General features: G+C 40.5%; 14 protein-coding genes and 14 tRNA genes. 25 read left to right on the top strand and 3 right to left on the bottom strand.

All coding sequences use genetic code 11. The annotated features are described in order from the left end of the window. The 19 genes from AC1VU3_RS14190 (at position 1) to AC1VU3_RS14100 (ending at position 7,708) form a co-directional block, all read left to right on the top strand. A tRNA-Arg gene (locus tag AC1VU3_RS14190) sits at positions 1-77 on the top strand. 7 nt (positions 78-84) lie between these two features. Next, positions 85-161: transfer RNA gene (locus AC1VU3_RS14185), tRNA-Pro, on the top strand. 8 nt (positions 162-169) lie between these two features. Further along, positions 170-245 (top strand) — tRNA-Ala (locus AC1VU3_RS14180). 22 nt (positions 246-267) lie between these two features. Further along, positions 268-341: transfer RNA gene (locus AC1VU3_RS14175), tRNA-Met, on the top strand. Between the two features lie 6 nt (positions 342-347). Further along, positions 348-424, top strand: a tRNA-Ile gene (locus AC1VU3_RS14170). Positions 425-435: 11 nt separating this feature from the next. Next, positions 436-528 (top strand) — tRNA-Ser (locus AC1VU3_RS14165). Positions 529-582: 54 nt separating this feature from the next. Next, a tRNA-Met gene (locus AC1VU3_RS14160) sits at positions 583-659 on the top strand. A gap of 1 nt (position 660) precedes the next feature. Beyond that, positions 661-736 (top strand) — tRNA-Asp (locus AC1VU3_RS14155). A 10-nt stretch (positions 737-746) separates the two neighbouring features. Further along, positions 747-822 (top strand) — tRNA-Phe (locus tag AC1VU3_RS14150). Between the two features lie 7 nt (positions 823-829). Next, positions 830-903, top strand: a tRNA-Gly gene (locus tag AC1VU3_RS14145). Positions 904-908: 5 nt separating this feature from the next. After that, a tRNA-Ile gene (locus AC1VU3_RS14140) sits at positions 909-985 on the top strand. A 1-nt stretch (position 986) separates the two neighbouring features. Then, positions 987-1,061 (top strand) — tRNA-Asn (locus AC1VU3_RS14135). A 4-nt stretch (positions 1,062-1,065) separates the two neighbouring features. Beyond that, positions 1,066-1,156, top strand: a tRNA-Ser gene (locus AC1VU3_RS14130). 4 nt (positions 1,157-1,160) lie between these two features. Further along, positions 1,161-1,232 (top strand) — tRNA-Glu (locus AC1VU3_RS14125). A 232-nt stretch (positions 1,233-1,464) separates the two neighbouring features. After that, positions 1,465-2,829 carry an isochorismate synthase gene (locus tag AC1VU3_RS14120; protein WP_482983825.1) on the top strand — a complete coding sequence of 455 codons (1,365 nt, stop codon included), beginning with the start codon at positions 1,465-1,467 and terminating at the stop codon, positions 2,827-2,829. Beyond that, complete coding sequence (menD, locus tag AC1VU3_RS14115; RefSeq protein WP_480390154.1) at positions 2,822-4,534, top strand: 2-succinyl-5-enolpyruvyl-6-hydroxy-3-cyclohexene-1-carboxylic-acid synthase; 1,713 nt, start codon at positions 2,822-2,824, stop codon at positions 4,532-4,534. The genes AC1VU3_RS14120 and menD overlap by 8 nt, the downstream gene beginning before the upstream one ends. After that, entirely contained in the window at positions 4,522-5,343 is an 822-nt protein-coding gene (gene menH / locus AC1VU3_RS14110; protein WP_480390153.1) for a 2-succinyl-6-hydroxy-2,4-cyclohexadiene-1-carboxylate synthase, read from the top strand. Before menD ends, menH begins: the two co-directional genes overlap by 13 nt. Further along, on the top strand, positions 5,340-6,158 hold the full coding sequence (menB, locus tag AC1VU3_RS14105) for a 1,4-dihydroxy-2-naphthoyl-CoA synthase (protein WP_480390152.1): 819 nt from the start codon (positions 5,340-5,342) through the stop codon (positions 6,156-6,158). The genes menH and menB overlap by 4 nt, the downstream gene beginning before the upstream one ends. A gap of 125 nt (positions 6,159-6,283) precedes the next feature. Beyond that, entirely contained in the window at positions 6,284-7,708 is a 1,425-nt protein-coding gene (locus AC1VU3_RS14100) for an o-succinylbenzoate--CoA ligase (RefSeq protein WP_482983824.1), read from the top strand. 63 nt (positions 7,709-7,771) lie between these two features. Here the strand turns inward: AC1VU3_RS14100 and AC1VU3_RS14095 are convergent, their stop codons facing one another. The 3 genes from AC1VU3_RS14095 to AC1VU3_RS14085 form a co-directional block, all read right to left on the bottom strand. Continuing rightward, complete coding sequence (locus AC1VU3_RS14095; RefSeq protein ID WP_480390150.1) at positions 7,772-8,731, bottom strand: metal ABC transporter solute-binding protein, Zn/Mn family; 960 nt, start codon at positions 8,729-8,731, stop codon at positions 7,772-7,774. A gap of 103 nt (positions 8,732-8,834) precedes the next feature. Continuing rightward, positions 8,835-9,068 carry a membrane protein insertion efficiency factor YidD gene (gene yidD / locus AC1VU3_RS14090; RefSeq protein ID WP_480390149.1) on the bottom strand — a complete coding sequence of 78 codons (234 nt, stop codon included), beginning with the start codon at positions 9,066-9,068 and terminating at the stop codon, positions 8,835-8,837. Between the two features lies 1 nt (position 9,069). Beyond that, positions 9,070-9,198, bottom strand: a complete 129-nt coding sequence (locus tag AC1VU3_RS14085) for a hypothetical protein (protein ID WP_480390148.1) — start codon at positions 9,196-9,198, stop codon at positions 9,070-9,072. A gap of 102 nt (positions 9,199-9,300) precedes the next feature. Here AC1VU3_RS14085 and AC1VU3_RS14080 point away from each other — a divergent pair, with 102 nt between their 5' ends. From AC1VU3_RS14080 to AC1VU3_RS14055, 6 genes are all read left to right on the top strand, one after another. Then, complete coding sequence (locus AC1VU3_RS14080) at positions 9,301-9,750, top strand: Dps family protein (protein WP_480390147.1); 450 nt, start codon at positions 9,301-9,303, stop codon at positions 9,748-9,750. Between the two features lie 46 nt (positions 9,751-9,796). After that, a complete protein-coding gene (locus tag AC1VU3_RS14075) occupies positions 9,797-9,976 on the top strand; it encodes a putative motility protein (protein ID WP_480390146.1) in 180 nt (59 codons plus the stop codon). Positions 9,977-10,161: 185 nt separating this feature from the next. Beyond that, on the top strand, positions 10,162-10,809 hold the full coding sequence (locus AC1VU3_RS14070) for a CPBP family intramembrane glutamic endopeptidase (protein ID WP_480390145.1): 648 nt from the start codon (positions 10,162-10,164) through the stop codon (positions 10,807-10,809). Further along, the gene (locus AC1VU3_RS14065) at positions 10,806-11,279 is read left to right on the top strand and encodes an NUDIX domain-containing protein (RefSeq protein WP_480390144.1); all 474 of its coding nucleotides are present in this window, start codon (positions 10,806-10,808) and stop codon (positions 11,277-11,279) included. The genes AC1VU3_RS14070 and AC1VU3_RS14065 overlap by 4 nt, the downstream gene beginning before the upstream one ends. After that, entirely contained in the window at positions 11,257-12,045 is a 789-nt protein-coding gene (locus tag AC1VU3_RS14060) for an alpha/beta hydrolase family protein (protein WP_480390143.1), read from the top strand. Before AC1VU3_RS14065 ends, AC1VU3_RS14060 begins: the two co-directional genes overlap by 23 nt. A gap of 1 nt (position 12,046) precedes the next feature. Then, entirely contained in the window at positions 12,047-12,487 is a 441-nt protein-coding gene (locus tag AC1VU3_RS14055; RefSeq protein WP_480390142.1) for a hypothetical protein, read from the top strand. The last annotated feature ends 117 nt before the right edge of the window (positions 12,488-12,604 follow it).

Genomic DNA, 12,604 nt, shown 5'->3' with positions numbered 1-12,604 from the left:
GCGCCCGTAGCTCAATTGGATAGAGCGTCTGACTACGGATCAGAAGGTTGTGGGTTCGACTCCTGCCGGGCGCGCCATATATATCGGGAAGTAGCTCAGCTTGGTAGAGCACTTGGTTTGGGACCAAGGGGTCGCAGGTTCGAATCCTGTCTTCCCGACCAGTTAATATGGGGCCTTAGCTCAGCTGGGAGAGCGCCTGCCTTGCACGCAGGAGGTCAGCGGTTCGATCCCGCTAGGCTCCACCAATTTAAGAATTGAAGATTATCGGGCGGCGTAGCTCAGCTGGCTAGAGCGTACGGTTCATACCCGTAAGGTCGGGGGTTCGATCCCCTCTGCCGCCATCTTAAGGACCTTTAGCTCAGTTGGTTAGAGCAGACGGCTCATAACCGTCCGGTCGCAGGTTCGAGTCCTGCAAGGTCCACCAACTAAACATTCGGAGGAATACCCAAGTCTGGCTGAAGGGATCGGTCTTGAAAACCGACAGGCGGGTCAAACCGCGCGGGGGTTCGAATCCCTCTTCCTCCTCCATACATTTACACATCTTCAAGCAAAGTTGATTTAAATTTCAACACATATTATTATCGCGGGGTGGAGCAGTTCGGTAGCTCGTCGGGCTCATAACCCGAAGGTCACAGGTTCAAATCCTGTCCCCGCAACCAAGGTCCCGTGGTGTAGCGGTTAACATGCCTGCCTGTCACGCAGGAGATCGCCGGTTCGATCCCGGTCGGGACCGCCATTTTAAATGTGGCTCAGTAGCTCAGTCGGTAGAGCAAAGGACTGAAAATCCTTGTGTCGGCGGTTCGATTCCGTCCTGAGCCACCATACTTTTGCGGGTGTAGTTTAGTGGTAAAACCTCAGCCTTCCAAGCTGATGATGAGAGTTCGATTCTCTTCACCCGCTCCATTAAAGGGCCTATAGCTCAGCTGGTTAGAGCGCACGCCTGATAAGCGTGAGGTCGATGGTTCGAGTCCATTTAGGCCCACCATTCCGAAGTAGCTCAGTGGTAGAGCAACCGGCTGTTAACCGGTTGGTCGTAGGTTCGAGTCCTACCTTCGGAGCCAATATGGGGAAGTACTCAAGTGGCTGAAGAGGCGCCCCTGCTAAGGGTGTAGGTCGGGTAACCGGCGCGAGGGTTCAAATCCCTCCTTCTCCGCCATATTGGCCCCTTGGTCAAGCGGTTAAGACACCGCCCTTTCACGGCGGTAACACGGGTTCGAATCCCGTAGGGGTCATAGCAGAAAAAGACAATCACTCTCTAGTGGTTGTCTTTTTTTTTTGCCTCGTAGAAATATAGAGACCTGGGAGCAACTTAACCTTTCTTTGTCGAAAATGAAGTATAATAAGAGGGAGAATCATTATTCTAACCCTACTAACTAAATGTGTGCCTAATGGCAAAGAAAGTTGTAAGATAGAAGGTAGCATACTTCTGCCATCTAGCATGTAATTTTTACGGAGGTCATATCAATGCCGAAAACCACCGGTGAAAAGAAAACGGATTTACGCTTTTATACCGAGACAATTGAAGTTTCAAGATTATCTGCCCATGCCTTTTATGAGGCTGGAGATGACACATACAAAGGACAACGTTTTTTCTGGCAAAACAAAGAGAAAACGTTTACTTTAGTTGGTTTAGGACATGCTTATACCTTGACCAATGATATGAAGAAGGAAGAACGATATCGCGATATCTCTGATAAATGGAAGGAGCTTTGTTCCACATCTTTACGTGAACATGCGGATATACATCCCATTTTATTTGGTGGCTTTTCTTTTGATCCAGATAACCATATACCTTCTGAGTGGGATACCTTCCCTTCCAGTTTTTTTGCTGTCGCAACTTTTCAGCTCATTATAAAAAATGATCAAGCATTTGTAAGTATTCATTATATTGCAAATGAACAAGAAAATAAGCACACATTTGAGCAATTACGAAAAGAAAGAGATATCATCATTCATCGAGCACAAGTACAAGAATTAAAAGTACATGAGAAACCTGCTTTAATCCAAAGAGAAGATCGTTTGAAGGATGAATATCTTCAAGCTGTGGAATTGGTTACAGATCGAATTAGAAAACATGAAGTCGATAAGGTTGTAATAGGAAGGTCCTTAAGATTAACCTTTGATACACCATTCTCTCCTTCAACAGCTATTTATAATGCAGCTATGGAGCAACCAGAAAGTTATTTATTTGGGTTAGAAAAAGGAGATAAAGTATTTTTTGGTGCTACACCAGAGCGACTAGTGAAGCTGGAGAACGGAATAGTTCAATCTGCAGGACTAGCAGGCTCTATTCGCAGAGGAGAGGATGCTGTAGAGGATAAGGCTTTAGGAGAAAGTCTGTTAAGTGACTCCAAAAATTTAAAAGAGCATAACTATGTTGTGCAGATGATTAAAAAGATATATGAAGAATATTGTGAAGAGGTTAAAGTTCCAACCAGACCTAAGCTGATGAAAATAAGAGATATTCAGCATCTATATACTCCTATCGAAGGTAAGATTAAAAAAAGTGCCACTTTGTTAGAATTTGTTCAAGCAATGCACCCAACTCCAGCTTTGGGAGGAGTCCCAAGAGAGGAAGCTGTCGAAATAATTAGGGAATCGGAAGGGATGAACCGAGGCTACTATGCAGCTCCTATTGGATGGTTAAACGCAGAAGGTGAAGGGGAATTTGCTGTTGGCATACGTTCTGCTTTATTAGAAAACAATCAAGCCTATCTATATGCTGGAGGAGGACTCGTGTCCGAATCTTCTTCTTTAGAAGAGTTTGAAGAAACAAGGGTTAAATTCCGTCCCATGCTGAGAACTTTAGGAGGGAATATGAATGTCTAATAATGAGTATTTAACATCCTATGTAAATATAGTGATAGATTCACTAGTTCAGTCAGGTGCAGAGGATATCGTTTTATGTCCGGGTTCTCGCTCTACTCCTTTGGCCTATGGGTTTGTAAAAAACAACAAGATTAACTTATATCGTCAGATTGATGAACGATCAGCAGCTTATTTTGCTTTGGGTTTAGCAAAGGAAAAAAATATACCTGTAGTGCTTCTATGTACCTCAGGAACTGCTGCCGCGAACTTTTTTCCAGCTGTTGTGGAAGCGTCCTATTCTAGAATTCCTTTAATCGTTATCACTGCTGATCGACCACATGAATTAAGAGAAGTTGGTGCTCCTCAAGCAATCGATCAAATCCATCTGTTTGGTAATCATGTAAAATGGTCTGTAGATTTTCCATTGCCTGAAGATAGGGTGGAGAGCTTACGTTTTCTTGAAAGACATGTCCAACGAGCTGTCAATATGGCGAAGGCTGCCCCTGAGGGCCCGGTGCATATAAATGTGCCATTTAGGGAGCCTCTCCTAGTGAACATGCAGCCACACGAGCCTATGCTTTCTATTGAAAGTACAGAGGTAGGAAACCTGACACCAAGTAAAGAATTTTTAGCCTGGTATCAAGCACTCTTAGAAAAAACAGAAAAAGGAATTATTATTGCTGGTGACACCTTTACTCCCACTGAGGAATTCTGGGAATTTGCCAAAAATCTTAAATGGCCAGTATTAGCTGATCCACTTTCTCAGTTGCGAAGTAATATACCAGAGGACTGTCTTTTCTTGTGTATCGATCAATATGATGCTTTGTTGAAGAGTGACAGCTTTAAGGGTTTGATAGAACCCGAGGCGGTCATTCGTTTTGGGGCTCAGCCTGTTTCAAAGCCACTAATGCAATTTATCCAGGGGATTAAACCTCAAGTATATATAGCAGTTGATGAAAGTCCTTTGTTTAGAGATCCTTCTCATGTAGTTACTCACCATGTACAAGTAACTCCATCGAGTTTATGGATTTCTACCATATCTAAAGAGGATAATCCATATCTTCAAGGATGGAGGAAAGCCAACGATATCGCTACCAAGGCTGTGAAGTCCTATTTACTTACCGAGTCGGATGAAGGGGCTATGGCTGGTATTCTTTTTGAACAAATAAAGGATGGTAGCAATCTGTTTGCTAGTAGTAGTATGCCAATCAGAGACGTGGATACTTTTTTCTTAAAAACTAGGAAAGATATTCGTATTTATGCTAACAGAGGAACTAATGGAATTGACGGTGTTGTATCAAGTGCTTTGGGTGTCCAGGCTGCTTCTAATAGACCAACGTATCTTCTCATAGGTGATTTGGCCTTTCTACATGATGTGAATGGATTAATCTTCAGTAGATTTCATTCAACTAACTTAACTATTATCGTCATGAACAATGACGGTGGGGGAATATTTTCATATCTTCCTCAATCAACGGAGCAAACTTATTTTGAAGAGTTATTTGGAACCCCTACTGGTCTAAAGTTCTCTTCCATTGCAGAAATGTACGGAGCACAATATCATGCAGTTACGAGCAAGGAAGAATTTATACAGGCCTTAAGTCAAGAAAAGGAAAAAGAGCTACGGATTATCGAAGTATTTACGAATCGTCAAACCAACATAGAGTCACATCGAAAACTTTGGGACACTATTAAAAAGGAGCTAGACAAGGAATGGAGTATGTAAGTGTTCGCTCACTTCAATATCATGTAAAGCTTTATAATAAGCATCAGAAAAAGAAGGTAGTTTTTCTCCACGGTTTTACGGGAACTTCTGATACATGGGATGAAGTAATGCAAGAGCTTCCTCCGTCCATTGCAGTACTAACGATAGATTTAATAGGTCATGGAAACAGTGCCAAACCAACAGACGTGAGAAGATACTTTGTGGAGGAGCAAGTAGAGGATTTAAGAGCCATATTCACTCATTTTGGCTGGGAGGACTTCTTGCTTGTCGGTTACTCTATGGGAGGCAGGCTTGCCTTGTCTTATGCAACCAAATATCCAGTAGGTCATCTGTTGCTTGAAAGTAGCTCTCCTGGAATTGAGGAAGAAAATGAACGGAAAGAAAGAAGGGAAGCTGATGCTAAGCTGGCTTCTTTCATCGAAAAAGAGGGTATTCATAATTTTGTTGATTACTGGGAGAACATACCTTTATTCATTTCACAAAAACAGCTTCCTGTCTATAAGAAAAAGACAATCAGAGAGGAAAGAATCTCTCAATCAGAAATTGGTCTTGCAAATAGCTTAAGAGGCTTTTCAACAGGTACCCAGCCTTCCCTTTGGGACAAGTTAGACAGCATACCATGTCCTATAACATTGGTAACTGGTGAACTGGATCAAAAATTTTGTAAGATAGCTGATCGTATGGAAGCCAGATTACCCTCTGTTAAAAGAATTATCGTAAAAGATACTGGGCATGCAATTCATGTGGAAAATTCCAAATTCTTTGCTACAATAGTAAAGGATATAATTTTAAAGGAGGAACAAAAATGACTCGTGAATGGACTACATTACATACATATGAAGATATTAAGTATGAGTACTATAATGGTATCGCGAAAGTTACGATCAACCGTCCAGAAGTACGTAATGCTTTTAGACCGAAAACAGTAATGGAAATGATTGACGCTTTTTCTCGTGCTCGTGACGATAAGAATGTCGGAGTAATTATTTTAACTGGTGAAGGTGAACATGCCTTCTGTTCTGGAGGAGACCAAAAGGTTCGCGGACATGGCGGTTATGTAGGGGACGATGAAATCCCTCGCTTGAATGTATTAGATTTACAACGTTTAATACGCGTTATCCCTAAACCAGTTGTGGCAATGGTAGCAGGCTATGCAATTGGAGGAGGACATGTGTTGCACGTAGTATGTGACTTAACGATTGCAGCAGAAAATGCACGTTTTGGACAAACAGGACCAAAAGTAGGCTCTTTTGATGCTGGCTACGGTTCAGGATATCTTGCTCGTATTGTAGGACATAAGAAAGCTCGTGAAATCTGGTATCTATGCAGACAGTACGATGCTCAGCAAGCTTTAGATATGGGCTTGGTTAACACGGTGGTTCCTTACGAGCAACTAGAGGATGAAACAGTTAAATGGTGTGAAGAGATGCTTGAAATGAGCCCAACTGCTCTTCGCTTCTTAAAAGCTGCGATGAATGCAGATACAGACGGCCTTGCTGGTCTTCAACAAATGGCTGGTGACGCAACACTTCTTTACTACACAACGGATGAAGCAAAAGAAGGTAGAGATGCATTTAAAGAAAAACGTAAGCCAGACTTCGGTCAGTTCCCCCGTTTTCCGTGATTAATTAACTCTACGAGAGTTTGAGACTAATAAAATGATGAAGCACTTACGATTCAATATATAACAAAAATCGTAAGTGCTTTCTTGTATTTCTGCATTTTTCTTAAATAAAGGAAGTGTTTACTATGTATCCTAATTTACTCTATAAGCGGACCAAGCTTTCGCCGAATAGAATAGGATTACAGTTTGAGGATAAGAATTGGACCTTTCAACAGCTATTTCATGAATCGATTGATTTTGCTGAAAGGCTTCATGCAAGTGGCATTCAAAAAAATGATAGGATTGCTATTTTGGCTTCTTCAAGCCCAGAATTAGTAATAGCCCTGCATGGTTGCTTACAGCTTGGCTGTGAGCTTGTATTGCTCAATGAACGTCTGACGAAAGAAGAGTTGACCTATCAACTGTGTGACAGTGCACCAACTGCGTTACTAGTGGATAGTTACACAAAGAGACAGCTTAGCTTTAACCAGCTATTTTCCATGGAAGAGCTCCGAGATCAAGCGGATAGGAAATCTTTTCAGGTAGAAAAAGAATGGACAAAAGATAGAGTAGTATCCATAATGTATACATCTGGTACGACAGGGCATCCAAAAGGAGTATGTCAAACAGTAGAGAATCACGTGATGAATGCTATGGGTTCTGCTTTAAATTTAGGTGTTCAGCCGAATGACTGCTGGTTATGTGCGATGCCTCTTTTTCATATAAGCGGGTTCTCTATTTTGATGCGTTCCGTCTTATATGGAATGACCGTACATCTACAGTCTAAATTTGATGAGGAAAGTGCGGTAGAGGCTATTTTATCTGGTGGCGTGACAAGAATGTCCGTTGTCTCTGTGACATTAGAAAGAATCTTAACTGTTTTAGAGCAAAGAGATATTTCCTTCCCTAAATCTTTTCGCTCCATGCTCGTTGGGGGAGGTCCCGTCCCTCTGCCATATTTAGAGAGGGCAATCAAACGTAATATTACTGTTCTTCAAACCTATGGTATGACAGAAACTGCCTCTCAAACAACGACATTAGCTAGCGAGGATGCAATAAGAAAGCTAGGCTCTGCAGGAAAACCATTATTTTTTGCAGAGGTTAAAATAGACGGCGAAGAGGAGATAGGGGAGATCTGTGTTAAGGGACCGCATGTAACCAAAGGGTATGTGGGGGAGCATGCGAATAGGAGCCCATTAACCGATGGCTGGCTTCATACCGGAGATATTGGTTATCTAGATGAAGAAGGATATTTATATGTAGTGGATAGACGTTCTGATTTAATTATTTCTGGTGGTGAAAATATCTATCCAGCAGAGCTTGAAAATGTCTTAGCTAAGCATCCAGCTGTAAAAGAAGTAGGAGTCATAGGAAAAGAGGATGAGACATGGGGGCAGGTACCCATAGCCTTTCTTGTGCTGAAAGAGCATGCTACAGAGGATGAATTAAAAGAATTCGCCAAGGATCGTCTTGCTCCCTATAAGAGACCAGCAGCTTATTATTTCTTAGACGCATTGCCTAGAAATGGTTCTAATAAGCTATTGAGAAGAAAATTAAAAGAGTTTGTATAAAAACAGCCTGTCGATTTACTGGTCATTTAGCACGTATAAGCAGTAAATCGACAGGCTAATTATTTAGTTTAATGCTTTTTGAAAGGTTTCTAAGTTTCGTTCCATTAGCGTAAAGTAAGTTTCTTTATTCTTGATATCTTCTTTGGAGAGCACACTCAGATTATGAAGAACGAGGCTATCTGCTCCAATTTCTTGTTGAATTGTTTCTGTTAGCTTAGAAGAAACATTTTGCTCAAATAAGATATATTGTATGTTTTTATCTCGCGCCAAGTCAATTAGCTTGGTTAGCTCCTTTTGTGAAGGCTCGTTTTGGGAATTTAATCCTGCAATCGCAACCTGTTCAAGCCCATACGTGTTGGCGATATAGCCAAAGGCTGCATGGGAGACGAAAAAGGTTTTTGTTTTTGCGTCTGCAGCCATTTGTTCATACTTTCCATCTAATTGTTTTAATTCAGCAATTAACTCTTCATAGTTCTGTTGAAAATATGCTTCTTGCTCAGGAGCAGTCTCTACAAGCGACTCCTTAATGGTTAAAGCAAGACTTTGACTGATTTTTGGAGAAATCCATACATGTGGGTCTGTATCTCCATGGTCGTGATCGGCATGATCTGTTTCTTCATGATCATGATTGTCTTCCGTCTCCTTGTGTCCTACTTCTAATTCCTCGTCTGAAACACCATCTATAGCTGCAATCATCTTTACATGCTCATCTTTTAAAGTTATTTCTGCTTTTTCAACAAAGCCTTCTAATCCAAGTCCAATGTAAAAAAATAAATCAGCATCAGCAAGAGCTATCATATCCTTTTGAGTAGGCTCAAAAGTGTGCTCATTGGAACCCGGAGGATAGATTGAAGCTACAGTTGCCTTATCTCCGGCAATTCGTTCCGTAAAATATTGCAATGGATATACTGTTGTATAAACAGTTAGTTTATCGTCTTCCGTTTGGCCAGCTTGTTCTTTATCTGTACAAGCCGCTAGGAAAAGTATGAGAAAGGATATACAAGTCAGGAATAATCTTTTCATCAGATTTCCTCCTTTTTAAATAGTAATGATTACGATTTATAAACTAGAACTTAATTAGCTTACAGTAGTTTAGGTCAAAAGGCAAGAAAAAATAGCCCTTGAATTATTTTTTCTTCAAAGGCCATTCTTCCGGTACAGGGTCGTATCCACCCTCATGAAATGGGTGACATTTTGATATTCTCTTGGCAGTTAAAAATGCTCCCTTTATTGCTCCATGCTTTTCAACAGCCTCCACTCCATAATGGGAGCAGGTTGGGTAAAAACGACAGCTAGGAGGAGTTAAGGGGGAAATGAACTTTTGATAAAACCGAATGATCAATAAGAGAATTGTTTTCATCTTATCTTTTCACTTCCTTTGGTTTTGGATCAATTGCAGAAGCAGATCGATCCTTTACAGCAAGCTTATATAAAAAAGCAAAGCCAAAAATACTCATCAGTATAGCCGCTCCAAGTATCCAAAATACCATATTATATCACTCCATTAGTAGGCTCTTTATGTTTATTGTAAGAAAGTAAGAGGTATAAGAAAAGAGAAACAACTTATTTATCCAAAGGAGAGTGACAATATTATGTCAACAGCATTAAATAAAGAACTAAACAAACTAGTAGCTACATGGTCCGTTTTCTATACGAAATTACATAACTACCATTGGTACGTGAAGGGACCTTCTTTTTTTACTTTACATCAAAAGTTTGAGGAGCTATACAATGAGGCTACTTTAAATATGGATGAGATTGCAGAAAGATTGTTAACATTAGGTGGAAGTCCTACTGCAACTCTAAAAGAGCATTTAGAGCTTTCGGCCGTCAAGGAGGCAACAAATAAAGAGTCAGCCGATGAAATGGTGGAGTCGGTGGTCAAAGACTTCGAGATTATCATGAAATCCTTGAAAAAAGGGATGGAAGAAGCAGCGAAGGATGAGGACGATATGACGGAGGACTTGCTAAATGCCATCTATCAAAAAACGGAAAAGCACCAATGGATGTTGAATGCTTTTCTCGGTGATACAAATAAATAATCCACTTATTTAGCCGATACTAAGCTTGTACAAGGAGGTAAGGCAGATGAATATTAGCTCCATTATGTCTTCACAGCTTGCACAGCTTCAACATACTGTTCAATTAAGTGTATTGCAAAGTTCACTTAATATGCAGGCTGTCACAGCTGTTCAATTAATAGAAGACATGCCGCAATCAGTTGCGCAGCACCCGTACAAGGGTACTTCTGTAGATGTACAAGCCTAATTGAAAAGCATGCTCAGGGTTCTCCTGGTGCATGTTTTTTAATACCTACGCCATACTATGGAGAAAGTCTTATAATGGTTTAAACTAGTCTCTAAGGAATAGCAGAAAATTAATTCTGGAGAACAACTAATAGAATTTGGGACTTAGCATGAGGCTAAGTCTCTTTTTACAAGGAGAACGTGAAGATGAAGCTATTATGGTTGTTGATTGGTCCTACCCTGCTTCTAGTAGTTGGGTTAATAGTCTTACAGAACATTGTGATCACCTTTCTCTTATTTTATGGCTGGCTATTTTTGGTGCCATACTTTCATAAGAAAAGCTGGAAATACCATGGGATGAAGCCAATTCAAGCTTTGATAGGGATTGGCACTGGACTTATTTGTATGCTTCTGATTGTAGGTTTATCCATCCTTTTTGAAGAGCAGATTTTTGATTTGGCGCATTTGCATGAACAATTGCAGGTATGGGACTTTACGGGCCGAAAGGTGTTTATTTTTATCTTAGTATTGATATTTATTAATCCGTTCTTAGAGGAATGGTATTGGAGAAACTTCATCTATGGCAGGCTTATTGAAAAAATGAGTGCATTCTCCACTATTTTGATTACGTCCTTCTTCTATGCCCTTTATCATTTATTTCTCGTGATTACTCTTTTTGCCTTCCCGTATTCTATTATTGCTTTTATAGGTGTACTATTAGCAGGTTTGTTATGGGGTGGTATAAGATATTATTGTCAAAGCATTTATCCAACAATTATTAGCCATTGCTTAGCGGATATTGGCATAATTGTCGTATATGTATTAGTTGTTTTAGGAGGTGTAGCTAGTTCATGATATCGTTTCATGATTTACATAATAACAGGGTGGAATTAAGCTTTAAGCCTAACCAATTTGATGTGGTGGCAAAGCATGTATTAGTGTTAGCCAAATATAAGAGGAAATGGCTAATGACGAAGCATCCAAAAAGGGGAATAGAGTTTCCAGGTGGAAAAGTAGAGGAAGGAGAGACGCTAGAGGAGGCTGCTATTAGAGAGGCATTAGAAGAAACTGGTGTACAGCTGGATGAATTGGAATGGTTAGCTGAATATAAAGTATTGGATAATCCGCCATTCTGTAAAGCAGTGTATGTTGGCAAGGTCAAGGAGATATTAGAGGGCCCCACTACACATGAAACAGATGGGATTATTTGGCTCTCCGAAGACGAATGGGATAATAATGGTGAGCTAAGCTTTCATATGAAGGATACAGGAATGCAAAACATATTAAAGAAGGTGAAAGCATATGAAACCAAGTGGAACGATTGAGCGACAAAGGGCTTATCCTTCCCCTAATCCGAACGTTCGATTAACCGAAATCACCTATTGGTCTAATGGTCTTCGAGTAAAGGGAATGCTTGCTCAACCTATCAAAGAAGGGGATTATGAAGGCCTGCTTTATTGCAGGGGAGGGATGCAGAGTCTGGGAATGGTTCGTCCAGCAAGGATTGCCCAATTTGCATCGCAGGGGCTCATAGTCTTTGCTCCCTATTATCGTGGAAATAGAGGGGGCGAAGGACGAGATGAGTTTGGCGGCGAGGATAGATGGGATGTAATGTATGGGATCGATATATTGAAGAAATTTTGTGCAAAGGAAAAGATTCACCTATTTGCCTTCTCCAGAGGAGGAATCATGGCCTTGTGGGCCGCTATTCTTCGAAAGGATATTGCTTCTTTGGTTACATGGTCTGGCGTTTCGGATATTTTTCTTACTTACAAGGAACGTATTGATATGAGAAGAATGATGAAAAGAGTGATAGGTGGAACTCCTAACAATATGCCAGAGGAATATATGGCTAGAAACCCTCTGCCTCATCTGGAGGACATCGAAGCCCCTGTGTTAATCATTCATGGAGAAAGTGATCAAAATGTCTCATTCGGTCAAGCAAAGGTTTTGGAAGCTGCCTTACTTGGGTATAACAAAGTGGTAGAAACTTGGTACTATCCAGATTTCACGCATTATTTTCCAAGCAAGGCAAATCGGCAGGTAGTAAAAGATGTGTGTCTCTGGATCAAAAACCAGAGAGGAAGATAAAATGGGACAGATTAGAGTCACAGTAGAGTCAATGAGTATAGAGGGGAAGGAAATGTATCCCGTTGATACAAGCTTTTGGGAGGATTTATGGGATCATTTCACAAATGATTTAGAAGAGGTAGTAATTCATTGTCTGAATGAAGAAATGGAACCGTGTGAAGAAATAAACCAAATTGCCTACCAAACGATGAACGCCTATATGCATAACGAGCTTACGGTTATGTTAAATGAAGAAAATCGTTTGTTCTTGCGTAACGGCTCTATTGACCCAGTAGTGGGCGGGTTAAAATGGAATCGAATGCTTTTCTATAAGGATGGAAAAGTCTATTTAGAGGTCAATCATTACGGCTCGGAGATAATATTTTACAACGTAGAAAAGAACATGGTAGAACAAGTTGAGTTTATCCTTCCTATCACGACGGAAGTTGACTATATCAGCTAAAGAGAACTGTCTTAAAGGTCATAATAGATGGCTTTTAGGACAGTTTTTTTGCATTGTTTTATTATATTGGAACCTACACAAGAACTAAAACAGAAATAATTATTTGGAAAAAGAAAA

It is taken from the genome of Psychrobacillus sp. Z16_25 (assembly GCF_056856695.1).
The sequence above is the reverse complement of the archived record's forward strand: the minus strand, read 5'-3'. Positions and strand labels throughout refer to the sequence as shown.